The sequence below is a fragment of the Acinetobacter sp. R933-2 genome (genome assembly GCF_030325485.1).
GTDB classification, from domain to species: Bacteria; Pseudomonadota; Gammaproteobacteria; order Pseudomonadales; family Moraxellaceae; genus Acinetobacter; species Acinetobacter sichuanensis.
Genome location: NZ_JACAIJ010000022.1, coordinates 17,321 through 43,023, shown reverse-complemented (window position 1 = coordinate 43,023; position 25,703 = coordinate 17,321). Strand labels below are relative to the sequence as shown.

The following is a 25,703-nucleotide window of genomic DNA, read 5'->3' as shown; positions in this document are numbered from 1 at the left end:
CATAATCTTGTTGGTCAAGGTGCTTATGTTGACAACAAAGGCAATGTAACGGATAGCGTTCAAAACATTGGTGGTACTGGCGCAACAACCATTGATGATGCAATCAAAAATGTAAACACAACGGCTGCAGCTGCGAAGACAGAAGTTAAACAAGGTGACAACATCACCGTCACAGAAGCCAAAGGTAAAGATGGTCAATCGATCTATACCGTTGCAACTGCGAAAGATGTTAACTTTGATAAAGTGACTGTCGGTAATGTGGTAACAGATGGTGCGACTGGCAAAATCAGTGGCTTAACGGATGGTACGGTTGCAGCAGGTTCAACTGAAGCTGTGACAGGTAATCAGTTAAATAGCACGGTACAAAGCACAGGCGACATTATTGGTGGCGGTGTGACCAATAATGCAGGTAGCTTGACAGGTCCATTCACAACTAATGGCAGCAGCTATAACAACATTTCTGATGCGATTGCAGATCAAGCGAAGAAATCGAAAACTACTGTGACACAAGGTGACAACATCACGGTGACTTCAGGTACCAATGCTGATGGTTCAGTGAACTACCAAGTTGCGACTGCGAAAGACGTGAAGTTTGATAATGTGACTGTCGGTCCTATTTCAATTTCCAAAAATGGTGTTGATGCTGGCAATACGCAAATTAAGAATATTGCCGCGGGTACAGCAGATGGTGATGCAGTTAACGTTAGTCAGTTGAATAAAGTCGTTAATCAGACCATTGAAAATGATGTAACGAAGATTATTGGTACTACTGATGGTAAAGCAAGTGAGCTATTTGAAACCTATAATGTCTCTGGTCAAAAAACTACAGATCGCCGTAACATCCTAGAAACTGTGACAAGCATTAATACGAAGGGTGCAAAATATTTCCATACGAATGCTGTAGATGAAACATTAGAAAGTGGTGTGATTGGAGAGACAAATGACTCTAGTGCAGGAGGCAAAAACTCTACAGCAATTGGTGTCAATGCAATTGTTGCAGATGGAGCAACAAGTACTACGGCACTCGGTCATAATACTTCAGCAACAGATGAAGCAACTCACTCAGTCGTTGTTGGTTCAGGTTCTAAAGTTGGTGGAGCATCAACGATTGCAATTGGTCATGGTGCACAAGCATTAGGTGATCAATCAATTAGTATTGGTACTGGAAATATTGTCAAAGGTAATAATTCTGGTGCTTTAGGTGATCCAAGTATTGTTGATGGAAATAGCAGTTATTCTGTCGGTAATAACAATAAAGTTGTTACAGATAATACTTTTGTACTGGGTAATGATGTTACTCAAACCGTTGAAGGCTCAGTGGTATTAGGTAATAAATCAGCAGCAACAACAGGTGCTGGTGTTGCAGGTTATACATTTGCTCAGTCAACAGCGAAAGACCGTGATGCAATTAACAAGACGACCAGTACAACTGGTGCCGTTGCTGTAGGTGATGCAACGAATGGTGTTTATCGTCAAGTGACAGGTGTTGCAGCAGGTACAGCAGATTCTGATGCTGTAAACGTTGCACAGTTGAAGGCGGTTGATCATCAAGTCACCAACACACAAAATACTTTAGTAAACAGCCTTGGTGGTGGTTCTAAAGTGAACCAAGATGGCTCAATCACAGGTCCAACTTACAATGTTGGTGGTGGTACACAAACCAATGTTGGTGATGCATTAGACGCTTTAAATAGTAAGGTGAATAATGTAGACGGTACTGCAAATGCTGGTTGGACAGTGAAAGCTGGTGATAAATCACAAACCATTAAGCCAAAAGCAACGGTTGAGTTTGTTGGTGATAACAATATCACTGTAACTCAAGAAAACGACAAAGAGGGTAATGCAAAACTTGCTGTCGAGTTGAATAAAAAGCTTGATGTTGAACAGTTAAAAGCTGGCGATACTGTGATTAATACTGGTGGAGTGTCAATTGGGCAAGTTGTACAGTTAGGCGGAACAGGTCTAATTATTCAAAATGGTCCAAGTGTAACAACTGCAGGAATTAGCGCAGGTAATAAAGTGATTACCAATGTTGCAGCAGGTCAGAAAGATACTGATGCTGTGAACAAAGGTCAGTTGGATAGCGCGATTAACAATATTAGCAATAAGGTTGATCAAGCAAATAACAATGTTGTTCAATATGACAAAAATGCTGACGGTACTGTAAATAAAGACAGCGTAACTTTAGGTGGTGGCGATAAAGGTACAACAATTACCAATGTTGCTGACGGTAAAGTGACGCAGGGTTCTAAAGACGCAGTCAATGGCGGTCAATTATGGAATGTTGAACAAAAAGTTAATCAAAATACCAGTGATATTAACAATATCAAAAATGAGATTAACAATGGTTCAATTGGCTTAGTTCAACAAACTGGAGGTTCAAAAGCTGATATCACTGTAGGTAAAAATACAGGTGGTACAACAGTGAATATGGCTGGTAAAGATGGTGATCGTGTCGTTACTGGTGTTAAAGATGGTGCAGTCAACAAAGACTCTAAAGATGCAATTAATGGTTCTCAACTACATGCACAGAAAGTTGAAACGAATCAAAAAGTTGTTGAGTACTTAGGTGGTGGTGCTGCGATTGACAATATTACTGGCAGCTTTACAACCGCACCGTCTTATACAGTCGGAGACAGTAAATACAATAATGTTGGTGGTGCTATTGATGCGTTGAATAAAGCAGATCAAGAGCTTGGTAATAAGATTAATAATGTAAGCAACCGTTTAGAGCAAGCATTCCAATCGACTAATCAACGTATTGATGATGTTGAAAAACGTGCAAATGCAGGTATTGCAGCGGCAATGGCGCTTGAAAATGCACCGTACATTCCAGGTAAATATACTTACGCAGCGGGTGCGTCATATCACGGTGGTGAAAGTGCTATCGGTGTGACTTTACGTAAAACTGCCGATAATGGTCGCTGGTCATTGACTGGTGGTATTGCGGCAGCGAGCGAAGGTGATCCAAGTGTACGTATCGGTATCAGTGGTGTAATTGACTAATTCACTAGACTAGGAAGATCTTCGGATCTTCCTTGGTTTTTCCCTATTTTAAGAGAGATAAATTAATGAAAACATTAAACACAATTTTGCTGTTCAGTGTGCTCAGCGGTCTAGTGACAACAATGAGTTCTGCTGCTGAAATTGATCCACAAAATACACCAGAAGAAATTAATTTTCCTGAAGTTAAAGACAGCTATTTAAAACAAGTTCATCGTTATGAATATGACGAAGTTGCACGTTTGGATAAAGGCTTAACAAAAGATCAGATCCGTTTTATTTTGGGTAATCCCCAATTTAATGAAGGCTTATTTTTTGTTAAAACATGGAACTATGTTTTAGATATCCGCCAACCAAATACTAACCAATACAAGCGTTGTCAGTTACGTGTAGATTTTAATAAAGATAAACTATCTGAAAATTTATATTGGAAAGGTGAAGAGTGCCAAGGCTTAATGGTCTATGGTGCAAATAACCAAGTTCCTCCACAGGTAGTTTATCCTGTAGATAAACAACGTAAAAATGCAAATGTCTTATTTGCATTTGATCGTTATGATCCACAAGCCATTGACCAAAACTATAGTTCAGTATCAACTATTGTTGAACAGATTAAGGTAGATAATCCTGAGCGTATCGAAATATCGGGCTTTGCAGACCGTTTAGGACAATATGCTTATAATCAACGTTTATCTGCAAATCGTGCGAATACAGTGGCTCAATTATTAGTACAACAAGGTGTAAATCCTAATATTATTTCTTTACAAGGAAATGGTTCAACAACAGCTTATCAACAATGCCAAGCAGGTGCTAAAACAGCAGGTTTGATCCAGTGTTTAGCGCCAAACCGTCGTGTAAATGTACAGTGGTAAAGTTGTGATACTGTGAGTTTTTAGAACTTAAGTATATTAATTTTATCTAAGTATAGATATTTGTAATGACCGAAAATAAATCGGTCATTCATTTATTTAAGAACTCATAATTTTGTTATTTTAGAGTAAATTGAGTTTTTAAATATACTTTGATTTAGTGGATCATGTTGATTGTTTAAGTCAGTAATAGATGAGTAAGGAAATAGGATGTTAAAGAAAATAATCTGGATGTCTGTGGGTATTTTAATGGCTTGTAATGTTCAGGCTTTTGACAAAAAACAGATCAACCCTGAGCAGGATATTTGGGGAACTTGGACGATTCATAATGAAAAATTGAATTGTTCTGAAGTTTACCAGTTTTCTAAACCAAGTCAGTTAACTTATACAAGTAATGAAAAACGAATCACAGGTGATTTTGCTATCTGGAGAAGTATGCTTAATCAAGATCTCGACTTATTGTCAGTGCAAGTGAAGTCTGACAATAAAGCTGCCAGTTGTGGTGGACCTGCTATAGATATGACCAATGGTAAGTTACAACTAAATCTGAAGTGGATTTCTGCAACTTCAGCAGAGTTATGTAGTGATCATGAAGCTAAGTTGTGTAGCGGTTTATATTTGATTAAACAGAAATAATACGATTGTGAATCAAAATTTGGCTTCTTTGGAAGCCTTTTTAATAAAAGCTAAAGTGGAACTATTATTAATAAGTTTTATTTATGTAATTTTGAAAAAATATTCATATAAGTTTTGTATTGAATCTCTTCAAGATAGGTTTATATTAGTTTTCATTACTCAAGGCTTATGGCTATTCGTCATTGAATTTGTCATCCATCAAAATTGTATAAAAATGATCCATGCCTTGATCATCTGTTATGCAGCATCTTATAGTATGATGTAAAAATATTTCGCCTGATTATCAGTTTTAGTCTGCCAGAATGAATAATGACATTCATTTCAGCTCAAATAATGTTGGAAATACACATGCCTGACTATCGTTCAAAAACATCGACACACGGAAGAAACATGGCTGGTGCGCGTGGCTTATGGCGCGCGACAGGAATGAAAGATGAGGACTTTGGTAAACCGATTATTGCGGTGGTCAACTCATTTACCCAATTTGTACCAGGTCATGTACACCTTAAAGATTTAGGACAGTTGGTTGCTCGTCAAATTGAACAAGCAGGCGGTGTAGCTAAAGAATTCAATACCATTGCGGTTGATGATGGCATTGCCATGGGGCATGATGGCATGCTCTATTCATTGCCTTCACGTGATTTGATTGCGGACTCAGTAGAATACATGGTCAATGCACACTGTGCAGATGCGATGGTATGTATTTCCAACTGTGACAAAATCACTCCGGGAATGTTGATGGCATCTATGCGCTTGAACATTCCTGTAGTGTTTGTATCGGGTGGTCCAATGGAAGCGGGTAAAGTCAAAATCCGTGGCAATGAAAAAGCCATTGATCTTGTCGATGCCATGATTGTTGCAGCAGATGACAACTTTACTGATGAGGAAGTGGCTGAATACGAACGTTCAGCATGCCCAACCTGTGGTTCATGTTCAGGAATGTTCACTGCAAACTCAATGAACTGTTTGACTGAAGCTTTAGGTTTGTCATTACCGGGTAATGGTTCAACTTTGGCAACGCATGCCAACCGGAAAAAGCTGTTTGAAAAAGCAGGTCAGTTGATTGTTGAAATTACCAAACGTCATTATGAACAAAATGACTATAGTCTATTGCCACGTTCAATTGCGACCAAAGCGGCTTTTGAAAATGCAATGACCCTTGATATTTCGATGGGTGGTTCAACCAATACAGTTCTGCATTTATTGGCTGCGGCACATGAAGCAGAAGTGGACTTTACCATGACGGATATTGACCGTTTATCTCGTAACGTCCCAGTCCTATGTAAAGTTGCGCCAGCAAAACAAGACGTTCATATGGAAGATGTGCACCGTGCGGGTGGAATCATGTCGATTCTTGGCGAGTTGGATCGTGCAGGTTTACTTGATACTTCGGTTCCAACTGTACATGAAAAAACCTTAAAAGATGCTTTGGATAAATGGGATATTATCCGTACTGAAGACGAAGACGTTTACCAATTCTTCCGTTCAGCACCGGGCGGTGTTCCAACGCAAACTGCATTCTCACAAGATCGTTATTATTCACGTTTGGATGGTGACCGTGAGGGTGGTGTGATTCGTAATGTTGCCAATGCATTCTCTCAAGATGGTGGTTTGGCAGTACTTTACGGAAACATCGCTTTAGAAGGCTGTATTGTTAAAACTGCGGGTGTAGATGACTCGATTTTGAAATTCAACGGCACAGCACGTGTTTTTGAAAGTCAGGATGCTGCTGTAGAAGCTATTTTGGGTGGAAAAATTACTGTGGGTGATGTAGTCGTGATTCGCTATGAAGGTCCACGTGGTGGTCCAGGTATGCAAGAAATGCTTTACCCAACCAGTTATTTAAAATCCAAAGGTCTGGGCAAAGACTGTGCCTTGTTAACTGATGGTCGTTTCTCTGGTGGTTCATCAGGTCTGTCTATTGGTCACGTTTCACCAGAAGCGGCAGAAGGTGGTGCAATTGGTTTGGTTGAAGATGGCGACCGTATCGAAATTGATATTCCAAACCGTACTATTCACCTTGCTGTAGATGAAGCAACTATGGCTGCACGTCGTGAAGTACAAGAAGCTAAAGGCTGGCATCCTGCCGAAGAGCGCCCACGTAAAGTCTCTAAAGCACTTAAAGCTTATGCAATGCATACCACGAGTGCTTCAAAAGGTGCTGTACGCGAAATTTAATTTTCACGCTGAATGATTTAATATTTAAAAAGCATCCATAAATTGGGTGCTTTTTATATGATTGAATGATTAGAATTAAATTTTTAGTGATAGGCTGTTTTATGCAGCATGGTGAAAAAAATTTCAATGTAAAATAAATTTTTTAAGCATCATATTACAATGAATGGTATGCTTGAATGAGTTTCAATCAAATTTTTTCATCACATTATTCAGTGCTTTTTCGAGGCTATACTCATGTCACTGTTACGCCGTTGGTTTGATCCCATTAGATCGAGTTGGTTTTATGAAAAGCCAATACGTCAAGAGGTGTTATCCACGGAACATGGTCTACATATCTATTTGCGTTTAGATGATGTTTATAGTTATCTCGCTGTGCAGCAGTTGATACAACTCGATGATATTTTAAGTGCTGAATTAAAACCGTTGAAAATTATTATTTCCGATACTGCCGCAGAACCCCCCAATGGCATGACGATTGAAGAATGGCGTAAATATAGTTTGAATGACGCTAAGATTTTAGCGAATCAGCACCGTTTTAGTTATGATGAAGAAAAACCAGAACAACCCACTCAAGAAGCATTAAAACAAGCAGAAACCATCCTTCGTAATACGCCATTAACAGGTCAAAATTTTTTATATTTACTTGAAGACGTTTTTCATATGTTGTGGCAGCAACAATATGGAAAATTACGCATGTTATTTGTGATGGCAAGTAAACAACAAAAAGAACAACATTTTCCAGAGCGTATCTTTGATCATACACCTGTTCTAGAAAGTTATTTTGAGCTAGGTGGACGTAAATATCATGCAGTCGATGATTTGCTACGTTTAACACGCCGTTTAAAACAGCAAAAATTATTGATTGATAACCCTATTTTTCTCATTAATCATATTGAATGGCGCGAACATTTAATGAGTGATGCAGAAGAACTTGCTGAAATTCAGGCAATGCATCCTGAGTTAAATTTATATATTGCGCTCGAAGATCCGATTAGTTGGTTGTTATTGGCTTATATCAAAGAAGAATTGGCAAATTATTATAATATTCAATTGAATGTTTTTCCGTTAAGTTATCATGGACGAGACTTTTTTGATTGGAGTTTAGCAACACGTTTATCAAAACGTACTGAGGTAAAATTTACCCCATTTTGTCGTCCAACCGCAGACAGTATTTTGCATATGGCACAGTTATTTTATAGTGTTGAACAAGAGCAACGTGTTGATGCCATCTATACTATTTTGGAAGCAGTGTGGGCAAAAGGAAAAGATTTGTCTTATAAGGCACATTTGCAAGAACTACAACAAGAACTAGGTATTGAAAAATTAGTAGATCTGGATGTCAGTGAGTTATTAAAAATAAATGACCAACATTGTGCTGAGAAGCATCAACCTGATTTTCCTGTGCTTGAGTTAGATATTGAAGGAAAACGTTACGTATTTAATAGCTTATATCGTGTATGGATGATTGAAAGTATTTTCAGTAATGTGTTAGAACAGAAGTATAAAAGTGATAATGCTGCCGAGCTAAAATATGCCAAACAACTTAGCGATGAAAAAAGAGAAATGTGAATCACTTGAACAAGCACGTGCTTATATTGATGAACTTGATCAAGCCTTAATCGAAATTATTGCCACACGCCAATTTTATGTTGATCAAGCGGTACGCTTTAAACGTACTGCTGAAGATGTACAGTCGCCTGAACGTGTACAACAAGTGATTCATAAAGTTCGTGAAAAAGCCAAAGTATTACATACAGATCCTGACTTAGTTGAAAAGATTTATCGCGAGATGATTCAACATTTTATTCAAAGAGAACTTAAAGAAATTAGACCCTAAAATATTAGATTTATCATATGAATTTTTTAAATGCCAGACATAAAATGAATGGTGAATGAATCATCAGGATAATCGTAAATAAAAGATTTTTCCTTATATAGATGTAGTCAAGCGCATTAAAAATGCAATCATAACGCGCGATGAAATATGACGAAGTTGGATCTATTCGAGTCTTTATTTTTGACTAAGAGCATGACTATTTTTATAGCCACTATTTTATAAAGGGTTTTAATTCTAATTTTTCATTTAGCCTCAATATTTTATTGAGGTTCACTTCTGAAAAACGTGATATTTCATCTTAAAAAATTTCTGTAGCATGACCTAAAATATGACGAGGGGCGTGTCTTGATAGGTTTTGTGATTGCTGTCTTTGCAGTAGCAGGAATGATTAAAGGTACAATTGGCTTAGGTTTACCTGCGGTATCTATGGGGCTTTTGACGCTGGTCATCAGTCCTTTTCAGGCAGCAGCTTTATTGATTATTCCTTCAATGGTGACGAATATTTGGCAACTTTTTGCTGAAGGTCATGTCATTCGTTTAATTCGCCGTTTTTGGATGTTATTACTGGGCATTATTGTTGGCTCAGTTTGGAGTATTTTTCCAACTTTAGGTCATTCGACAACTCATTTTCAGAGTGAAGCATTATTAGGCGCCATGTTAGCTTTGTATGGTGCGTATGGTTTATTTGCCAAAAATATGCCAAATCTTGCACCTTATGAAAAATATTTATCGCCGATAGTGGGTTATTTGGGTGGTGCATTAACCGTTGCAACAGGTGTAGTGCTCATTCCTGTGGTGCCTTATGTTCAGTCTTTACAGTTAAAACGTGATGATTTAGTTCAAACTTTAGGTCTGGCTTTTACTGTATCAACATGTTGTCTAGCCGTTTTTTTACATTTAAATCCTGTAGAAAATACACCCATTAATTATCAATTATCATTGATCGCCTTAATTCCTGCTTTAATGGGGATGTGGTTAGGAACAAAAATTCGTTATCGCATTCCTGAACAAAAATTTCGTAAAGTCTTTTTTTGTGGTTTAGTGGTTTTTGGTGTGTATTCTGTTTTACACCAACTGGGTGTTGTTTAATTTTAGTCAACATCCAATTGATTTTTTTGAGAAATTAAAAACTGTGCAAAGTGTTGATAAGACGTATTTAAAATATCGAAATTTTGTGCTGCCAGAAGTAATTTACGATTTGCCCAAGTTCCACTTAGTTTAACTTGATGGAATTTATATATTTTATTTAAATGTTGTGCAGCACGTTTAGGAATAATCGCAATACCTACACCATTGGCAACAACTTGTGCAATTGCGGTGAAATTGGGTAAACGTAAACGATATTGAATCGTACAATGCAGTTGTTTTGCTTGAGCTTCGATCGATTGTTGTAGTGAGTGATGTTGTATTAGCCCAACAAAAGGATAATGTAAAATATCGGCTAAATTAAGTATTTTTTCTTTTTCTAAATCATGGTTTTGAGGGCAAATAAGCACCAAAGGGTCATCAGCAAAATCTAAAGTATGTAAATGTTTTGAATTAAAAAAACTTGAAATTAAACCAAGCTGTGCGATGCCTTTTTCAAGCGCTTGGATGATGTCTTGGCTTTCAGCCTCTTTGAGTTCGATGTGTAAATGTGAATTTTCCACTAAATATTGAGGCAGCAATAAGGGTAAATATTCACTTTGCGCAGAAGAATTACACCATAACGTGATTTCTGTGATTAAGCCTTGTGAAAAGGGAAGCATCGCATTTTGTAATTGCTGGGCTTGTTGAAGTACTTGCTGTGCGTGTTCTGCAAATACTTGACCTGCAATAGTCAGTTTTATACCAGAGCTATGGCGAGTAAATAACGAAGTATGGAAATGTTGTTCTAGTTTTTTTACTCTCTCACTTGCTGCTTGTAAGGAAATCGCTGAGCATTCTGCACCTTTGGTTAGACTGCCATTTTCCACAATATTTAAGAAGAGTCTCAAATCAAAAAAATCAAAACGCATAATGAATAGCTAAGTTGTACTTTTGATTATCTTAAACTGAATTTTATCTCAGTAGGTCAAAGCGCACATTTTTTAACATGTAGCATGCAAATGAAAATAGAATTATTTTGAGGAAATGTTCTAGCGAAACTTAGCCAATACACAGAGTTTTGCTATAGTAGATCAAATTTTAAATCTAGATTTAGGAAGAACTCATGTCTACAGCTCCACGTATTGGTATTTTAGGCGCAGGCGGTCGTATGGGGCGCACATTAATTCAAGCTGTACAACAAGCAGGATATCAACTTGCAGCAGCTGTTGAGCGTCCAGAAAGCACTTTAATTGGTGCTGATGCAGGTGAACTTGCAGGCATCGGAGCTGTTGGTATTAAAGTTGTTGGCAGTTTAGAAGAAATTTTAAAAGATGTAGATGTGGTGATTGATTTTACTGCACCTGGGGCAACTGAAAATAACTTAAAACTCTGCCGTGAAGCAGGAGTGGCGATGGTGATTGGTACCACGGGCTTTTCAGAAGAACAAAAACAAGTTTTAAATGAATCTGCAACTCAAACACCTGTGGTGTATGCAGCGAACTATTCAGTGGGTGTGAATGTTTCAATTAAACTCTTAGAACTCGCAGCAAAAGTTTTTGGCGACACTGTCGATATCGAAATCATTGAAGCACATCACCGCCATAAAGTAGATGCACCATCAGGTACAGCACTCATGATGGGTGAAGCAGTTGCCGATACTTTAGGTCGTGATTTGAAGAAAGTCGCAGTATATGGTCGTGAAGGGCATACAGGTCCACGTGAGCGTGAAACCATTGGTTTTGAAACTATTCGTGGTGGTGATATTGTCGGTGAACATACGGTCATGTTTATTGGTGAAGGTGAGCGTGTTGAAGTGACGCATAAAGCGACCAGTCGTATGAATTTTGCATCGGGTGCAGTACGTGCAGCGGCGTGGGTTGTGGGCAAAGATGCTAAAAAATATGACATGAAAGATGTTTTAGGTTTAAATGATATTTAAGCTTTTCTTATGATCGGTTAATATAAAAACAAGAAAACGATTTTGAATAAATAAAATGAATAAGACAGTGATGTTAATTGCTTGTGTAGCCAGTGCTTTGAGTCTGTCTGCGCAAGCAACTTTGCCAAGTAATGCCAAACTTAGCCTTAATAAAAATAATATTAAGGTGTGGACATATAAGGACGCAAATAATCCAGTTTTATCTTATAAGGCTGAAACCGTGATTGATGTGCCAATAGAAAAAGCTGTGGCTTTAGTGCTAGATGTTAATAACAGTCCAAAATGGGTTCCCAATGTCGCAAAAGCCGAAATCCTTTCACGTGACGATAAAAAGGGCGAGTTTACGCTCTATATGGTTTTAGATTTTCCATTTCCACTGAAAGACCGCGATATGGTGGTTAAAGGCAAAATGTCAAAAGACAGTAATGGCACAATTACGATTAAAAATAGCGCAATCCAACAAGGTAAGGCACTCAATACGGATTATATTCGTTTAAAAGATTATTCAGGAGATTGGACATTTCAAAAGCTTGGGGCAAACCAAGTCAAAGTCACAACCAATGGGCATGCTAATCCTGAAGGTGCAATCCCAGCCAGTGTGACCAATATGCTAGTCGAACAGCAGCCTTATCAGATGTTGCAGAAAATGAAAGCTGAGTTAGCTAAAAATAAGGCATTGCCTGCGTTACCTGAAATTTTAAAATAAATCGTGCAAACGTGAAGATTTAAAAAATCCCACCAACTTAATGGTGGGATTTTTTTACTTAGGATTCAGAAGAATACGCAAGTTTTGGCTCAGGTAAACGCATTTGCAGCCAAACCAAGAGCAGACCCAAAGCGGTGAGTAATGCACCTGTAATTGATACCATGACATAGCTCATGCCCAGACTGAGTACGGCACCGCCTGCTGCTGCACCCACCGCATTTCCTAAGTTAAATGCCCCAATATTGACAGATGATGCCAAACCTGATGCTTCATGTGCCACAGACATGACGCGCATTTGTAAGGGAGGAACCACAGCAAAAGCGGCTGTTCCCCAAACCACCAATGCCAAAGCAGCACCAATTGGCGTGGTTGCCAAAATAGGGAAAAGCAACATTGACAGCATCAGCAACAACAAAAAACCAGTCAGGGTTTTGGTTAAGGATTTGTCTGCAAATTTACCGCCTAAATGATTCCCAATCGAAAAACCCACCCCGATCAGCACCAGCATGAACGTAATAAAGCTTGGACTTGCATGGGTAATATTTTGCAGTGTTGGTGCAATATAGGTGTACAAGGTAAACATTGCACCTGCGCTCATCACCGTGGTGAGTAAGGCAAGCACGACAGGTAAACGGGTCAGCACCTTTAATTCAGCTTTGACATTGGGACGTTGTCCCGCAGTTCCCTCGGGCAATGCCTTCCATAAGCACAGCATGGTGACGACACCCAAAACAGCAATAGCGGCAAAGGACATGCGCCAACCAATATTTTGTCCGACCCATGTGGCAAGCGGAACACCGCCAATATTGGCAATGGTCAGCCCCATAAACATAGTGGCAACGGCACTGGCTTGTTTTTCTTTAGGCACAACACTGGTTGCCACAATGGAACCAATTCCAAAAAACACGCCATGATTTAAACTGGTCAGGATCCGTGCGCCCATCAGTCCCCAATAATTGGGTGCTATGGCGGCTAGAATATTTCCGACTGTGAAAATACTCATAGCAAGGATCAGGGCTTTAGGTTTGGAAAAATGTCCAAACCATAGCGTCATGATCGGTGCACCAATCATCACACCCAAGGCATAGGCAGTGATCAGCATGCCTGCGGTGGGAATGGAAATATTCAGGTTTTCCGCAATCTGTGGCAAGAAACCCATGGGAGAAAATTCTGTGGTGCCAATGGCAAAAGCCCCAATGGCAAGCGCAAATAAAGGAAAATTAATTTTCATTGTGGATTAGTCCCAAATCGGTGCTAAGCCTTCAGGATCAACCTCTCGTCCGTTGCGTTCCAACTCTGCAATCATCTGCATTTCTTCAGCAGTCAGTTGGATGTCCTGTGCTTTTAGATTGGCGATCAAATTTTCACGTTTGGTTGATGATGGAATCACAGAGAAGCCTTTTTGCAATGCCCAAGCCAAGGCAATTTGTGCAGTTGACGCTTGATGATGTTGAGCAATTTCAGCCAAAACAGGGTCTTGCAAGACTTTGCCATATGCCAAAGTCATATATGAAGTCACATCAATATTTTGCGCTTGTAAAAATTCAACAACTTTACGGTTTTGTAAATACGGACTGAGTTCAATCTGATTGGTGGCAATATTTTCCACACCCACCGCAGCAATCGCTTGTTGGGTCAAATCAATATTGAAATTTGAAATACCAATATGTTTGGTCAGACCTTGCTGTTTTGCCTGTAACAGGTTTTGCATCATTTCAGCGACCGAAATACCTGTGCTTGGCGCAGGCCAATGGATCAAGGTTAAATCCACAGCATCCGTTCTGAGTTTTTGTAAGCTGTCTTTTAAACTTGGAATCAGTTTGTCTGCTGAATAATGTTCTGTCCAAATTTTTGTGGTGATAAATAACTCATTGCGGTTGATTTGGCTTTCAGCAATGGCTTGACCCACTTCTGCTTCATTGCCATAAATTTGCGCCGTATCAATAGCACGATAACCAACATCCAAAGCCGTTTTTACCGAATCAATAACGGTTTGACCTGTTAAACGGAAAGTTCCGACACCGAATTGCGGAATGATCGTATTCATGGATATTTCACATTGTTTTTGAGATTATCTGTATTGTGCAAGATTTATTGTTGCGGACAAATACAATATTCTGCAAAATATTATTGATTTTTAGTCAACAATAAACTGTGATAAAAATGAAATCCACCTTAGAAGAATTACAAGCATTTATCTCTATTGTTGATAGTGGCTCCATTGTTGGGGCAGCAGAGCAGTTGCATCAAACTACTTCGGGCGTGAGTCGAGCCTTGCAGCGTCTTGAAACCAAACTCAATGTAACTTTGCTTGAACGCACCACACGCAAATTAAAATTGACGCAGGAAGGGCAAATATTTTTAGAAAAAGCCCGAAAAATCGTTCACGATCTGAATGAAGCAGAGGATGCCTTACTCAAATCAGACAACGATACTTCAGGGATTGTACGGGTTGACTCCGCAACACCTTTTGTATTGCATGTGATTACGCCGTTGATTCCTGAGTTTCTCGCGCTATATCCCAATATTCAGATTGAACTGAATAGTAATGACCAAATTATTGATCTGCTTGAACATAAAACAGATGTCGCCATTCGTTTTGGACAATTAACCGATTCAAGTCTGCATGCTCGCTTGTTGTGTAAGAGTCGTTTATATATTGTGGCAAGTCCTGAATATTTAGCAAAAAATGGCAAGCCGCAAACGCCAAAGGACATTCTCAACCATCAACAAATTGGCTTCAGTAAAGTGGCACATCTCAATACTTGGCCGATTCAGGTTGATGGTCAGTATTTGACGATTCAGCCTCAAATTAAAGCATCAAGTGGAGAAACCGTAAGACAATTATGCGTAGGTGGATTTGGGATCGCGCGCTTATCTGCATTTGAAATTATCCAAGATTTAAAGCAAGGGCGATTGGTGGCTTTATTTGAAGATCAAATCGAACTATATGAGCAGAGCATCCATGCCGTGTACTATCAGCAAGAGCACTTGCCGAAGCGTGTCCGTTTATTCATTGAGTTTTTAGCGCAAAAGCTGTCAAAGTATCGATAGTTTTTTGTGGCGGTAAATCCAAACTGAGCAAGTTTTGTTTGCTATTCTGTGCTTTGTTGACCAAACGGACTTCAAAATGTTGAGCAGCATCCTGCTGACATTCAAAATTTAAACTCTGCTGTGTCGGCATGTTAAGGCGCATTGTGATGTCACTGCTGACACGGTAGGTGTACGCTCTGATCGGTGCTGTATGTTGTAAACTCGGTTGCAGATGATCAAGTTGATATTCGCCCAATCGTTGCGTTTTTAGAAAGCCTTCAATCAATGATTTACAAATAAAATGCTGTTGCTGTGCGATTTGATTGGTGGCTTGGGGTTGGCAGGCACTGAGCAATAAAGCGGTCGTTAGCAATGTGAATATTCTCATTATTTTCTCCTTTCAAATCATTTCAGTTGCAAGATGGGGCTGTGAAAGAAGCATAAATCTGATAGTTTTATAGGTACAGATACAACAAATACTAAAATTTGGGTACAGATATGGCATTTCAATACCAAAGTTTGGCACAGCAACTTGCACAGAAAATTTATAGTGGTGAATTGACAGTTGGGCAGCGTTTGAGTTCATTGCGTCAATTTGCCGAGCAGCAAAGCATTAGTCTGAATACGGCAAAAAGTTGTTATGAATTGCTTGAAGCACAAGGTTTGATTTATGTGAAGGAAAAGTCAGGTTATTTTGTGCAATCACAACAGGATGCACAACATATTGCTGTACCTGATCATCCGAGTTTTCCATCCCGACCACGTGAAGTGTCAAATTTAGAATTACAAATACAAATTCATGAAGCCTCAGCCAATAACCATTTGGTACATCTAGGTTCGATCCAATTGTCACCTGATTTTGTGCCTGTAGAAGCCCTGAGGCGTTCGATTCAACGTGCACTAAAACACTGTAAACCTGAGGATTTTTTATATAACAATCGACAAGGTCATCCCACTTTACGTGAAGCACTGTCCGCACATTGGGCGGAAGATGGTTTTTATATTGCCAAAGAAGATATTTATATCAGCAATGGTTGCATGCCTGCATTGTCCATGATGATTCAGAGTGTCAGCCATGAAGGTGACAGTATTATCGTGCCCACGCCCAACTATAATGGGCAATTGCAATTGTTGGCATTGTTAAAGCGCAAGATCATTGAAATTCCTGCCAATACTGAGGGTTTTGACTTAGAGCGTTTAGAACAAGCCATGCAAAAATCAGGTGCAAAAGTCTGTTTATTGACTGCAAATTTTCAAAATCCTTTGGGTTTTTGTCTGAGTAATGCTGAAAAAGAAAAAATTGCTCAACTTGCTGAAAAATATCAGTGTTATGTAATTGAAGATGATATTTATGCCGAATGTAGTTTCAATGCCAAACGTCCTTTACCGATCAAATATTGGGATCGTGCAGGTTATGTGATTTATTGTAGTTCGATTTCCAAGTCTTTATCACCATCTTATCGTTTGGGGTGGTTTTGTTTACCGCAGCGCTTGAAGCATTTGCATGCCAAGTTGATTTTACAAAATGTGTCGGTGAATACGCCGTTGCAATTGGGGCTTGCTGATTTGATTTTTAGTCGGGCGTATCGTCAGCATTTAAGTGAATTGAGACCTAAATTGATGGCACAGGTGGAGCAATATCGTCAGTTTATTTCACAGGCTTTTCAGGGTGTGGAGATTCGATTGAATCAACCGCAAGGCAGTTATGCATTGTGGTTACAGTTTCCTGAACAGGTGGATAGTTTGGCGCTGTATTATCATGCGCAAAAACACAGTATTAATATCGTTCCCGGTTTAATTTTTGGTGAAGATAATCGTTATAACAATTGTATTCGGTTAAATGCAGGGCATCAGTTATCGGATGAGATTCGAGGAGCGATTGTGTTGTTGGCAGATTGGGTGAGAGGGGAGTTATCTGCTGAGGATGTAGCTTAAAATCTCCCCTCTTGCGTAGCTTTGCTACTCATCTTTAAAAAGAGGGGAATATTACGAATCTGCTTAATATTAGATTCGAACATCTCCTCCCTTTTTTAAAGGGAGGTTGGGAGGGATTCTATTGAACAGAAAAAGTAAGTCAAAAATTATCACGTCCGATAGCAATTAAAGAGGTTAGTACGGTTTATTAAAAATCCGCCTTTAACACAATGCGATAACGTGCCTGTCCTGAATGCAATCGCTCCAAAGCCTCATTAATTTTTGACATCGGATAAAGCTCAATTTGTGGTGCAATATTCTTACGTGCAGCAAATTGTAGCAGTTGACGTAGAGCAAAAGGTGAACCTGTAGGGGAGCCTGTCACTGATTTTGCACCACTGATTAAAGTTCCCGCAGGAATTGGCATTGGGTCAAGAACCATACCGAGCATGTGAATCGTACCATTGGGTGCAAGCGTATTCAGATAGGCTTTCCAATCTAGGCTGACATTTACCGTACACAGTAACAGATCAAATTTGCCACGCTGTGTTTTTAAAGCACTCGCATCACGGCTATTCACCACATGATCTGCGCCCATGGCTTTGAGTTCATCGGTCTTATCCAGACTTGAGGTAAAAGCTGTAATTTCACAGCCCCAAGCTTTCAGCAGTTTAATCGCCATATGACCTAAACCACCAATGCCAATCACGCCAACATGGTGAATGGCTTGAATCTGATGCTTTAAAATTGGGTCAAATACCGTGATACCACCACACAGTAAGGGTCCTGCACTTTCAGGATCTAAGTCTTCAGGTAGGGGAATAATCCATTGCCAACCTGCACGGACTTTATCGGCAAAACCACCTGCATGCCCGACTATGGTTGCTTTCTTTTCACCTGTACAAAGGACTTGTTGACCACTGACACAAGGGTCACAGTGCTGACAACTTTCCGCAGTCCAACCAATTCCAACACGCTGTCCGACTTTTAAGCCTTTGGCTTCTGAACCAAGTTGAGTAATCGTACCAATAATCTCATGACCACCCACCACAGGATAAACTGCATTGCCCCATTCATTGTTGATCACGGAAACATCGGAGTGACAAAGTCCGCAATATTCGACTTTGACTTCAACTTGATGCGCTTGTAATTCACCTGCATCAAAGTCAAAAGGTACAAGTGCAGCACCTGCCTCTAAGGCAGCATAAGCATGGATGGTATTATCAGTCATGTGAATCCTTCCTGTTATTTTCAGTTTTTAATAAAAAAACATCAACGAAATGAGCAATCATTTTCATGGTCATTGACCATACCGACAGCCTGCATAAAAGCATAGATCGTGGTTGGTCCAACAAATTTAAAGCCTTTTTTCTTTAAGGTTTTCGATAACTGTTGACTGATTTCAGTCTGAGCAGGGGCGAGTTTATAGTCAGGTACATCATTGATCTGCTGTTTCTGATCGACAAAATCCCATAGCCATTGGACAGGATCTAAACCTTCGGCTTTCATATTTTGCCAAGCGATGGCATTGTCACGAATCGCCTTCAATTTACCGATATGACGAATTAGACCTGCGTCCTGTAATTTGTATTCAAGATGCTGATCAGTCAGTTGTGCAATTTCAGTAATAGGATGATGAAAAAAATGCGTCCGATAAGCTTCGCGTTTTTTCAGAACGGTAATCCATGACAGACCTGCTTGCTGACCTTCCAGACACAGCATTTCAAATAAATGCTGTTCATTGCGATTGGGCTTGCCCCATTCATGATCATGGTAGTGGATATAAATCGGGTCATTGGAGCACCAGCCACAACGCTTATTTGTCATTTTTAAGTGCTCCTGAATTTTATTTTTTTAAAGTTTAAATTCGACCCATTGATCGGTTTTATTGTCCCAATAAAATAATTCAGACTGTTGCAGCTCGTTGAAATTTAGCCACAAATCTTTGCCTGTCTTATCTGCAAAACCTGTACTGATCAGTAAAGCTTCATCGGTGATTTCCATAATCCAGCCTTGATGGCTTTGTCCATTAAAGACAATTTTTTGCTGATTGCCTGATTCTGCAAATTCAACCAAACGCTCAAGTACTGCTTCTGACATGGAATATTCCTAACTGATTTTTTCAATAAAACTATCTTAAATAAGGGTAAGGGTTGACTGCGCCACGACCTTTACCGTTTAAGTATAATCCATAGTGCAAATGAGGGGCAGTGTGTCGTGCATTTCCTGTATTGCCAATATAGCCAATTAAAGTGCCTTTTTTGACATAGTCACCTTCTTTTAAGCCACGTTTATGTCCATTTAAATGTGCATAATAATGATAAGCACCACTAGGACCCATGATCCAAATGACAGTGCCACCTAAGTTATTCCCTTTGAGGCTAGTCACTAAGCCTTCAGTTGTACTATAAACCTTTGTTCCACGTGGAGCCATAATATCAATGCCCTCGTGACTGCGCCCTGCGCTACGAGATGCTCCCCAAGTGTCAGTCAAATTTTTTGCTTTAATCCCTTCTACTGGAATAGGCAAACGATTTGGCATCGACATTGATTTTAGTTTTAAAATCGTATTTTGCGGTAAAGGACTTGATTTTTTAGGCGTAGTGGTACATGCACTGATTAAAATAGCAAAACATGCAATCAAACTATAACGAAAATAAAATGACACAAGAAATCCTGATTTATTTATTCTTCAAGTTTTAAAAGTACAGTTTAAAATTGAAAATAAGTTGTGAATACCCGTGTCTGACTATGTCATATCTCGATGGCTGAGATCAATTTTTTCATAGCAGTTGGAATGCCCATTTGTGTAGCTTTTTGTGGCGAAAGCCATTCACCAGTCAGTTCAGCTTGCAGATATTCCTGTTGATCAGACTCAATCTGGAAAATATGAGCATTTAAAATCCATGTGAAATGGGTAAAACTATGCGAAATTTGTACGGGTTTAACTTTGGAAATCAATTTAAAACGCTTACAGATATTTTCAAATTCAACATCATCTTCAAAAATAGGCAAACTCCATAAACCACCCCATAAACCACTGTTTGGACGTTGTTGCCATAACCATTCTTGATTGGATTGAATCAGTAAAACTTTGGCTGTTTTTACAGGGACAGGTTTTTTCGGTTTCTTATAAGGCAGTTCAGTTTCTAAACCTTGTTGATGTGCCTGACAGTGCTGTTGCATTGGACAATACAAACATAATGGTTTTTTCGGCGTGCAGATGGTTGCACCCAAATCCATAATGGCTTGTGTATAGTCATGATTACGTTCAGTTGGACACAGCATTTCTGCACGTTGCCACATTTCCCGTTCATGAATGGGTTTACTCAAATCATCTTCAATGGCAAAAAAACGTGCCAATACACGTTTGACATTGCCATCCATAATCACGCCATACTGACGTAAACCGAGCGACATCAATGCGCCCCCTGTTGAACGACCAATACCAGGTAGCTCAACCCATTGTTCAAGTGTTACAGGAAAATGTCCTTGTCGACTCACAATTCCCGCCGCTTTATGTAGATTACGCGCACGGGCGTAATAACCTAAACCTGCCCAATAGGGAGCAACATCATCCCACGTGGCTTTGCCTAAGTCATCCACAGTCGGAAAACGGCTCATAAAACGCTCAAAATATTGTAAGACCGTTTTGACCTGCGTCTGTTGCAACATGATTTCAGAGACCCATACTTTGTAGGGATCATCTGCAACTTGCCACGGTAAATCATGGCGTCCATGTTGATCGAACCAAGTGAGCAGGGCATCTGAAAAGGAGAATTGCGACATAAAAATCATGAAAAATAATGAAAAAATAGATCATTAGTATAGCGAATAATGCACAATTTTTAACAGAATAGAGGACGAAAATCAGACCATAAAAAAGACGCTTTAGCGCCTTTTCTACTTTAGATGGGAATCATCAGTTATTGATCACTGATTACGCCCCAACGTTTATCTAATTTTAAATTTTCATTTTTATAGCGTGGGATGATATGAATATGGAAATGTTCAAGTTGATCATCACCAAAGACATTACCATCATTAAATGCGACATGAAAACCTTCAGCATGATGACGGATTTTTAGTTCATTACGTGCAAGTTCAAGTAATGTTGATAAACTATTACGTTCTTTTTCAGTCAACTCAAAAAATGAGTCGGTATGGCGTAGAGGAATAATGACTGAATGACCTTTAGATAAGGGATTTGTTTCAGGTAAAATCACCCCAAAATCATTTTTATCAATGATGTCAAATTCGTCAAATTCACAATATGGGCATTTTTTATCAGTCATTTTATCTTCCTCTTTCAATTTTATTTAAATCAAGACATTCGCTATAGACTTTGAATTAAGCGAGTGTACGGTCTAGAAGTTGATACATTGCAGCTAAGCTTTTTTGCTCTGCTTCAACGTTATATCCTAAGTCGACATTATTTGCTTTTGCACGTTCATCTGCAAGAGTATTACTAAAGCCATGTTTTGCACCTTTAAATACAATCACTTCATATTTTACTTGTGCAGTAGTCATTTCTTGTTCAAAGCTTTCAATTGCTTCAAGTGAAAGCATGCTGTCAAGTTCACCATGTAAAACTAAAAGTTCAGCTTTGATATTTTGAGCATCACCTTCTTGACGTGGTGAAACATTAGCAGCGTGGAAAGTCACAACTGCTTTTAAATCCGCACCAGTACGTGCAAGGTCTAATACCACTTTACCGCCATAACAAAAACCAATGGCAGCTAAACGTGTTGCATCGACTTCTGGTTGAGCTGCCAAAGTAGCTAAGCCCGCAGTTGCACGGTCAACAATCGTATTGGCATTTTGGAAAGTTTGTGTCATCCATTCACTGGCTTGAGGTACATTTGTTGTGACTTTTTTGTCGCCATACATATCAATGGCAAGGGCTGCAAAACCATGTTCTGCCAACTCACGCGCACGTTGTTCAGTATATTCAGTGCGTCCCCACCATTCAGGAGCAACGATCACACCTGCAACAGCTTGTGTAGATTCAGGGGCAGCAAAATAGCCAATGAGCGTTGTACCATCTTGTGCTTGGTATTGAATTTCACGTGTTGTTATTGCAAATGTCATTATTAAATCCTGATTAAGATCGGCAAGAATGACATTGATTAAAGCATAAATATGACAAATTCAAATGACTAATTGCATCATTAGTCGTAAATAAATGTGAGAAATTATAAATTTAGTGGGTAAAACAGCGATAAAAAAAGAAGGATATCTCTCCTTCTTTTTTTATTTATTTAATAAGTAAATTTAAACTTTTCCCCTAGAGATGAAACCCACAATCGCAAGAATTACTGCGACGACCAAGAGAATGACCGCGAAGTCTTTTGACATACCTGCGACGCCACCAAAACCAAATAGACTCGCAACTAATGCAATCACTGCAAAGATTATTGCCCAACGAAACATAGTTTTTCTCCAAGTTGTTGTTATCTTTTTCAGTATATAAAAAGCCTCATCCGCAACATGTATAGTTCTGTGCAATTCATGTGAAATGCCAAACAAAAAACGCTTGTTTTGTGAGCAAATGTAAGAGTGAATATCATTTATGAATACTGTTATAATCATTTTGTAAATGAGTTAAGGATTATTTGGGATATGTCTGCTGAGATTCGACCACAATTTTGGAAAGCCTTGACCTTGACTGAGCTTAATCAAGCAGAATGGGAAGCGTTATGTGATGGTTGTGGACTGTGTTGTCTAGTCAAACTGGAAGATGAAGAGACCAATGAAGTTGCATATACCAAAGTTTCCTGCAAGTTACTTGACTGCCAGACTGCTCAATGTTCTGACTATCCCAATCGTATGCAGTATGTTCCTGATTGCATTCAACTGACCCCAGAAAAATTACAACAAATCAATTGGTTGCCTTCGAGCTGTGCTTATCGTCGTTTAAATGAAGGCAAAAATTTGCCAACGTGGCATTATTTAAATACGGGATCACGTCAAAGTGTGATTGATGCGAGAAAATCTGCAGCAGGGCGTTGCATTTCTGAAGAACAGGTCGATGAAGAGCAAATCGAAGATTATATTGTGCGTTGGGTTCGATAATTCTCATAAAATAATTGATAATCATTATCAATTAAAAGTATGATCATTCCATTAAAATGGAGTGAATCAATAATGTCGAAAGTGGCTGTATGGCATCAACCCATCATGTGCTGTGTGTTGGCGCTCGGTTTAAGCATGGTAAACATGACAGCGGCATATGCCAAGCCTGATTTAAGACCTTTAGGTGCCAATATTGCAGAGCAAGGTTCAGCCTATTATCAGTTCAAAACGCAAAAATTTCAGTCAGCAGATCAGCAAAGAAATTATCAGGTTTGGTTAGGCATTCCCAAAAATCACAAGCAAAATCAACAATCCGCTGCCATTTTTATGCTCGATGGTAATTCTGTCATGTCACGCTTAAATGATACTGTGCTGAAAAAATTATCTGAACGGGATGCGCCTGTTTTGGTGGCAATTGGTTATCAGAGCAATTTACCTTTTGAATCAGCAGCACGTTCTGTCGATTATACCCCTGCAGATGAGACAGGAAAAATAATGCCTGATCCACGAAATCCCGAGCGCATGACAGGTGGCAGTGTGCAGTTTCGTGAGTTGATCATACATCAGATTCAGCCATGGGTACGTCAGCAGGTGGCACTTGATCCGCAGCGAACAGCACTATGGGGACATTCTTATGGTGGATTATTTGTCCTTGACACTTTACTGAATACAAAAGATCAGCCATTTTCACACTATTTCTCGGCAAGTCCTTCACTGAGTTGGGCAGATGCACGTATTTTAAATGCAGTTGCCAAAACAGATGCAGCACAGTTACAGCATAAAAAACTGGTGGTGATGGAAGGTGATCAGGTGCAGTCACAAGCTCGGGTCAGTATCAATGCTGATCGAGAGATGATTCAAAATAATCGTCAATTGGTGCAAGATCTGGCGCATAAAGGTGTTGATGCAAAGCTAATTTTGTATCCACATCTGAGTCATGGACAGGTTTTTCAGGCAGCATTGATGGATGTATTGAACAATCAATTATTTTAAAAAGGGACATGTCATCTGATGGACTTTCCATAGTAGACTAAGAACAGCATTTACCAATCGAAAAGTCATATGTCCGACACTCAAATCCCTCTTCCTGAACGATTACGCCCACGCGATTTGTCTGAAATTATTGGGCAAGATCATTTGTTGGGAGCAGATGCACCACTGCGTCAAATGATTGATCAAGGACATTTACCCTCGATTATTTTTTGGGGGCCACCGGGGGTAGGGAAAACCACAATTGCCTTGCTTTTGGCTCAAGCGGTTGATCGACCATTTGTCAGTTTATCTGCGCTCAATACTGGGGTCAAAGAGCTACGGGAAGTGATTGCGGAAAGCGGTGATTTGCTGACACCTGTGGTTTTTATGGATGAAATTCATCGTTTTAACAAGTCACAACAAGATGCGCTGTTAAATGCAGTAGAAAAAGGCAAGATTACGCTGATTGGGGCAACCACAGAAAATCCATCTTTTGAGGTGAATAGTGCATTGCTGTCTCGTTGTCAGGTGTATAGCTTACATGCTTTAAGTAATGAGGCAATTCAGGACTTGATTTTACGTGCAATTCAGCAAGATCGGTTTTTAAAAGAAAGATATATTCAAATTGAAGAGTTTGATGCATTGGTGCAATTTGCCGCAGGTGATGCACGTAAGGCACTGAACTTGATTGATTTGGTTGCAAGCACTTTTGAGCCTGAGATTGAAAATATTGTCACCAATGCGATTGTGGTGAAAGTAGCACAGCAAAATATTGCACGCTATGACAAATCAGGTGAGCAACATTATGACTTAGTGTCGGCATTTATTAAGTCCATTCGGGGCAGTGATCCAGATGCGACCTTGTATTGGATGGCACGTATGCTAAAAGGTGGTGAAGATCCTGTCTTTATCGCACGTCGGATGTTGATCGCAGCTTCGGAAGACATTGGCAATTCAAATCCGAATGCTTTGTTGTTGGCAGGTGAATGTTTTCGTTCGGTACAAGCTGTCGGTATGCCTGAATGTCGGATTATTTTGGGACAATGTGCGGTCTATTTGGCGACCAGTGCCAAGAGTAACAGCACTTATTTAGCCATTAATAAAGCCCTTGAACTTGCAGAAAAAACCTCAAATCTGCCTGTGCCTTTGCATTTACGAAATGCACCGACCAAGCTGATGAAAGAACAGGGCTATGGTGTAGATTATCTCTATCCGCATAATTATCCTGAACATTTTGTTTTGCAGGAATATTTGCCACCTGAGCTCAAAGGGACAAAGTTATATGAATCTGCACGTAATAAGCGTGAAGTGGAAGGCGAACGTTTACAACAACGCCGTTGGCAACAAGAGCAGCAACAGCAATAGTGAAAAGTAGAAAAAAATAGTAAAAATAGAAAAAGCCCAAACTAAAATACTGTTCTAAAGTAGAGAAAGATTTAGAATAGATCATAACTAGTTTGGGCTTTTATCATTGAA

At 39.4% G+C, this 25,703-nt stretch carries 26 protein-coding genes; 14 read left to right on the top strand and 12 right to left on the bottom strand.

The genetic code is table 11. The annotated features are described in order from the left end of the window. From HX005_RS18070 to HX005_RS18040, 7 genes are all read left to right on the top strand, one after another. A partial coding sequence (locus tag HX005_RS18070) for a YadA-like family protein (RefSeq protein WP_353622006.1) occupies nucleotides 1–3,006 on the top strand: 3,006 nt, incomplete at its 5' end. A 65-nt stretch (nucleotides 3,007–3,071) separates the two neighbouring features. Further along, the gene (tpgA, locus tag HX005_RS18065) at nucleotides 3,072–3,872 is read left to right on the top strand and encodes a trimeric autotransporter adhesin/peptidogylcan-associated protein TpgA (RefSeq protein ID WP_107009042.1); all 801 of its coding nucleotides are present in this window, start codon (nucleotides 3,072–3,074) and stop codon (nucleotides 3,870–3,872) included. 207 nt (nucleotides 3,873–4,079) lie between these two features. Continuing rightward, nucleotides 4,080–4,505 (top strand): hypothetical protein, encoded by a 426-nt coding sequence (locus HX005_RS18060; protein ID WP_286378411.1) that lies wholly within the window; start codon nucleotides 4,080–4,082, stop codon nucleotides 4,503–4,505. Nucleotides 4,506–4,853: 348 nt separating this feature from the next. Next, complete coding sequence (gene ilvD, locus HX005_RS18055) at nucleotides 4,854–6,683, top strand: dihydroxy-acid dehydratase (RefSeq protein ID WP_286378410.1); 1,830 nt, start codon at nucleotides 4,854–4,856, stop codon at nucleotides 6,681–6,683. Between the two features lie 234 nt (nucleotides 6,684–6,917). Next, nucleotides 6,918–8,252: a hypothetical protein gene (locus HX005_RS18050; RefSeq protein WP_107009046.1), complete on the top strand. Its 1,335-nt coding sequence runs from the start codon at nucleotides 6,918–6,920 to the stop codon at nucleotides 8,250–8,252. Continuing rightward, a complete protein-coding gene (locus HX005_RS18045) occupies nucleotides 8,233–8,520 on the top strand; it encodes a chorismate mutase (RefSeq protein ID WP_286378413.1) in 288 nt (95 codons plus the stop codon). The genes HX005_RS18050 and HX005_RS18045 overlap by 20 nt, the downstream gene beginning before the upstream one ends. 345 nt (nucleotides 8,521–8,865) lie before the next feature. Next, nucleotides 8,866–9,609, top strand: coding sequence for a sulfite exporter TauE/SafE family protein (locus tag HX005_RS18040; RefSeq protein WP_286378409.1), 744 nt, complete (start codon nucleotides 8,866–8,868; stop codon nucleotides 9,607–9,609). Between the two features lie 2 nt (nucleotides 9,610–9,611). Here the strand turns inward: HX005_RS18040 and HX005_RS18035 are convergent, their stop codons facing one another. Next, complete coding sequence (locus tag HX005_RS18035; protein ID WP_286378408.1) at nucleotides 9,612–10,517, bottom strand: LysR family transcriptional regulator; 906 nt, start codon at nucleotides 10,515–10,517, stop codon at nucleotides 9,612–9,614. A 194-nt stretch (nucleotides 10,518–10,711) separates the two neighbouring features. Here HX005_RS18035 and dapB point away from each other — a divergent pair, with 194 nt between their 5' ends. Together dapB and HX005_RS18025 are read left to right on the top strand one after the other, a co-directional pair. Continuing rightward, nucleotides 10,712–11,527, top strand: a complete 816-nt coding sequence (dapB, locus tag HX005_RS18030) for a 4-hydroxy-tetrahydrodipicolinate reductase (RefSeq protein WP_286378407.1) — start codon at nucleotides 10,712–10,714, stop codon at nucleotides 11,525–11,527. A 55-nt stretch (nucleotides 11,528–11,582) separates the two neighbouring features. Continuing rightward, nucleotides 11,583–12,233 carry an START domain-containing protein gene (locus HX005_RS18025; RefSeq protein WP_286378406.1) on the top strand — a complete coding sequence of 217 codons (651 nt, stop codon included), beginning with the start codon at nucleotides 11,583–11,585 and terminating at the stop codon, nucleotides 12,231–12,233. A 58-nt stretch (nucleotides 12,234–12,291) separates the two neighbouring features. Here HX005_RS18025 and HX005_RS18020 read toward each other — a convergent pair whose 3' ends face one another. Beyond that, nucleotides 12,292–13,464 carry an MFS transporter gene (locus HX005_RS18020; RefSeq protein WP_286378405.1) on the bottom strand — a complete coding sequence of 391 codons (1,173 nt, stop codon included), beginning with the start codon at nucleotides 13,462–13,464 and terminating at the stop codon, nucleotides 12,292–12,294. Between the two features lie 6 nt (nucleotides 13,465–13,470). Further along, complete coding sequence (gene dkgB / locus HX005_RS18015) at nucleotides 13,471–14,280, bottom strand: 2,5-didehydrogluconate reductase DkgB (RefSeq protein ID WP_286378404.1); 810 nt, start codon at nucleotides 14,278–14,280, stop codon at nucleotides 13,471–13,473. 116 nt (nucleotides 14,281–14,396) lie between these two features. On the opposite strand from dkgB, the gene HX005_RS18010 reads away from it, so the two are divergent. Next, nucleotides 14,397–15,287: a LysR family transcriptional regulator gene (locus HX005_RS18010; RefSeq protein ID WP_286378403.1), complete on the top strand. Its 891-nt coding sequence runs from the start codon at nucleotides 14,397–14,399 to the stop codon at nucleotides 15,285–15,287. Here the strand turns inward: HX005_RS18010 and HX005_RS18005 are convergent. After that, nucleotides 15,247–15,654, bottom strand: coding sequence for a hypothetical protein (locus HX005_RS18005; protein ID WP_286378402.1), 408 nt, complete (start codon nucleotides 15,652–15,654; stop codon nucleotides 15,247–15,249). The genes HX005_RS18010 and HX005_RS18005 overlap by 41 nt on opposite strands. A gap of 110 nt (nucleotides 15,655–15,764) precedes the next feature. On the opposite strand from HX005_RS18005, the gene HX005_RS18000 reads away from it, so the two are divergent. Then, the gene (locus tag HX005_RS18000) at nucleotides 15,765–17,201 is read left to right on the top strand and encodes an aminotransferase-like domain-containing protein (RefSeq protein WP_286378401.1); all 1,437 of its coding nucleotides are present in this window, start codon (nucleotides 15,765–15,767) and stop codon (nucleotides 17,199–17,201) included. Between the two features lie 187 nt (nucleotides 17,202–17,388). Here the strand turns inward: HX005_RS18000 and ahr are convergent, their stop codons facing one another. From ahr to HX005_RS17960, 8 genes are all read right to left on the bottom strand, one after another. Then, complete coding sequence (ahr, locus tag HX005_RS17995; RefSeq protein ID WP_286378400.1) at nucleotides 17,389–18,411, bottom strand: NADPH-dependent aldehyde reductase Ahr; 1,023 nt, start codon at nucleotides 18,409–18,411, stop codon at nucleotides 17,389–17,391. A gap of 41 nt (nucleotides 18,412–18,452) precedes the next feature. After that, on the bottom strand, nucleotides 18,453–19,007 hold the full coding sequence (locus tag HX005_RS17990) for a DNA-3-methyladenine glycosylase I (RefSeq protein WP_286378399.1): 555 nt from the start codon (nucleotides 19,005–19,007) through the stop codon (nucleotides 18,453–18,455). Nucleotides 19,008–19,034: 27 nt separating this feature from the next. Beyond that, complete coding sequence (locus HX005_RS17985) at nucleotides 19,035–19,280, bottom strand: hypothetical protein (RefSeq protein WP_107009059.1); 246 nt, start codon at nucleotides 19,278–19,280, stop codon at nucleotides 19,035–19,037. A 31-nt stretch (nucleotides 19,281–19,311) separates the two neighbouring features. After that, nucleotides 19,312–19,848 (bottom strand): M23 family metallopeptidase, encoded by a 537-nt coding sequence (locus HX005_RS17980; RefSeq protein ID WP_286378398.1) that lies wholly within the window; start codon nucleotides 19,846–19,848, stop codon nucleotides 19,312–19,314. Nucleotides 19,849–19,934: 86 nt separating this feature from the next. Further along, nucleotides 19,935–20,969 (bottom strand): A/G-specific adenine glycosylase, encoded by a 1,035-nt coding sequence (gene mutY, locus HX005_RS17975; RefSeq protein WP_286378397.1) that lies wholly within the window; start codon nucleotides 20,967–20,969, stop codon nucleotides 19,935–19,937. A 137-nt stretch (nucleotides 20,970–21,106) separates the two neighbouring features. After that, entirely contained in the window at nucleotides 21,107–21,475 is a 369-nt protein-coding gene (locus HX005_RS17970) for an HIT family protein (protein WP_107009061.1), read from the bottom strand. 55 nt (nucleotides 21,476–21,530) lie between these two features. Continuing rightward, nucleotides 21,531–22,271, bottom strand: a complete 741-nt coding sequence (locus HX005_RS17965; protein ID WP_286378396.1) for a dienelactone hydrolase family protein — start codon at nucleotides 22,269–22,271, stop codon at nucleotides 21,531–21,533. Nucleotides 22,272–22,454: 183 nt separating this feature from the next. After that, nucleotides 22,455–22,613, bottom strand: coding sequence for a DUF1328 domain-containing protein (locus HX005_RS17960; protein WP_004825834.1), 159 nt, complete (start codon nucleotides 22,611–22,613; stop codon nucleotides 22,455–22,457). Nucleotides 22,614–22,802: 189 nt separating this feature from the next. Between HX005_RS17960 and HX005_RS17955 the strand changes: the two genes are divergently transcribed. The 3 genes from HX005_RS17955 (at nucleotide 22,803) to HX005_RS17945 (ending at nucleotide 25,592) form a co-directional block, all read left to right on the top strand. Then, nucleotides 22,803–23,255 (top strand): YcgN family cysteine cluster protein, encoded by a 453-nt coding sequence (locus tag HX005_RS17955; protein ID WP_286378395.1) that lies wholly within the window; start codon nucleotides 22,803–22,805, stop codon nucleotides 23,253–23,255. Between the two features lie 72 nt (nucleotides 23,256–23,327). Next, nucleotides 23,328–24,248: an alpha/beta hydrolase gene (locus HX005_RS17950; RefSeq protein ID WP_502872769.1), complete on the top strand. Its 921-nt coding sequence runs from the start codon at nucleotides 23,328–23,330 to the stop codon at nucleotides 24,246–24,248. A 69-nt stretch (nucleotides 24,249–24,317) separates the two neighbouring features. Next, on the top strand, nucleotides 24,318–25,592 hold the full coding sequence (locus tag HX005_RS17945) for a replication-associated recombination protein A (protein WP_286378394.1): 1,275 nt from the start codon (nucleotides 24,318–24,320) through the stop codon (nucleotides 25,590–25,592). Nucleotides 25,593–25,703: the final 111 nt, after the last annotated feature.

Excerpts from the sequence above, each read along its gene's own strand:
- HX005_RS18035 (WP_286378408.1), bottom strand. The coding sequence starts at position 10,517 with ATGCGTTTTGATTTTTTTGATTTGAGACTCTTCTTAAATATTGTGGAA.
- HX005_RS17945 (WP_286378394.1), top strand. The coding sequence starts at position 24,318 with ATGTCCGACACTCAAATCCCTCTTCCTGAACGATTACGCCCACGCGAT.
- HX005_RS17955 (WP_286378395.1), top strand. The coding sequence starts at position 22,803 with ATGTCTGCTGAGATTCGACCACAATTTTGGAAAGCCTTGACCTTGACT.
- tpgA (WP_107009042.1), top strand. The coding sequence starts at position 3,072 with ATGAAAACATTAAACACAATTTTGCTGTTCAGTGTGCTCAGCGGTCTA.
- ahr (WP_286378400.1), bottom strand. The coding sequence starts at position 18,411 with ATGACTGATAATACCATCCATGCTTATGCTGCCTTAGAGGCAGGTGCT.
- ilvD (WP_286378410.1), top strand. The coding sequence starts at position 4,854 with ATGCCTGACTATCGTTCAAAAACATCGACACACGGAAGAAACATGGCT.
- HX005_RS18000 (WP_286378401.1), top strand. The coding sequence starts at position 15,765 with ATGGCATTTCAATACCAAAGTTTGGCACAGCAACTTGCACAGAAAATT.
- dkgB (WP_286378404.1), bottom strand. The coding sequence starts at position 14,280 with ATGAATACGATCATTCCGCAATTCGGTGTCGGAACTTTCCGTTTAACA.
- HX005_RS18060 (WP_286378411.1), top strand. The coding sequence starts at position 4,080 with ATGTTAAAGAAAATAATCTGGATGTCTGTGGGTATTTTAATGGCTTGT.
- HX005_RS18050 (WP_107009046.1), top strand. The coding sequence starts at position 6,918 with ATGTCACTGTTACGCCGTTGGTTTGATCCCATTAGATCGAGTTGGTTT.
- dapB (WP_286378407.1), top strand. The coding sequence starts at position 10,712 with ATGTCTACAGCTCCACGTATTGGTATTTTAGGCGCAGGCGGTCGTATG.
- HX005_RS17990 (WP_286378399.1), bottom strand. The coding sequence starts at position 19,007 with ATGACAAATAAGCGTTGTGGCTGGTGCTCCAATGACCCGATTTATATC.
- HX005_RS18045 (WP_286378413.1), top strand. The coding sequence starts at position 8,233 with ATGAAAAAAGAGAAATGTGAATCACTTGAACAAGCACGTGCTTATATT.
- HX005_RS18025 (WP_286378406.1), top strand. The coding sequence starts at position 11,583 with ATGAATAAGACAGTGATGTTAATTGCTTGTGTAGCCAGTGCTTTGAGT.
- HX005_RS18010 (WP_286378403.1), top strand. The coding sequence starts at position 14,397 with ATGAAATCCACCTTAGAAGAATTACAAGCATTTATCTCTATTGTTGAT.
- HX005_RS18005 (WP_286378402.1), bottom strand. The coding sequence starts at position 15,654 with ATGAGAATATTCACATTGCTAACGACCGCTTTATTGCTCAGTGCCTGC.
- HX005_RS17970 (WP_107009061.1), bottom strand. The coding sequence starts at position 21,475 with ATGACTGATAAAAAATGCCCATATTGTGAATTTGACGAATTTGACATC.
- mutY (WP_286378397.1), bottom strand. The coding sequence starts at position 20,969 with ATGTCGCAATTCTCCTTTTCAGATGCCCTGCTCACTTGGTTCGATCAA.
- HX005_RS18020 (WP_286378405.1), bottom strand. The coding sequence starts at position 13,464 with ATGAAAATTAATTTTCCTTTATTTGCGCTTGCCATTGGGGCTTTTGCC.
- HX005_RS17960 (WP_004825834.1), bottom strand. The coding sequence starts at position 22,613 with ATGTTTCGTTGGGCAATAATCTTTGCAGTGATTGCATTAGTTGCGAGT.
- HX005_RS17965 (WP_286378396.1), bottom strand. The coding sequence starts at position 22,271 with ATGACATTTGCAATAACAACACGTGAAATTCAATACCAAGCACAAGAT.
- HX005_RS17985 (WP_107009059.1), bottom strand. The coding sequence starts at position 19,280 with ATGTCAGAAGCAGTACTTGAGCGTTTGGTTGAATTTGCAGAATCAGGC.
- HX005_RS17950 (WP_502872769.1), top strand. The coding sequence starts at position 23,328 with ATGTCGAAAGTGGCTGTATGGCATCAACCCATCATGTGCTGTGTGTTG.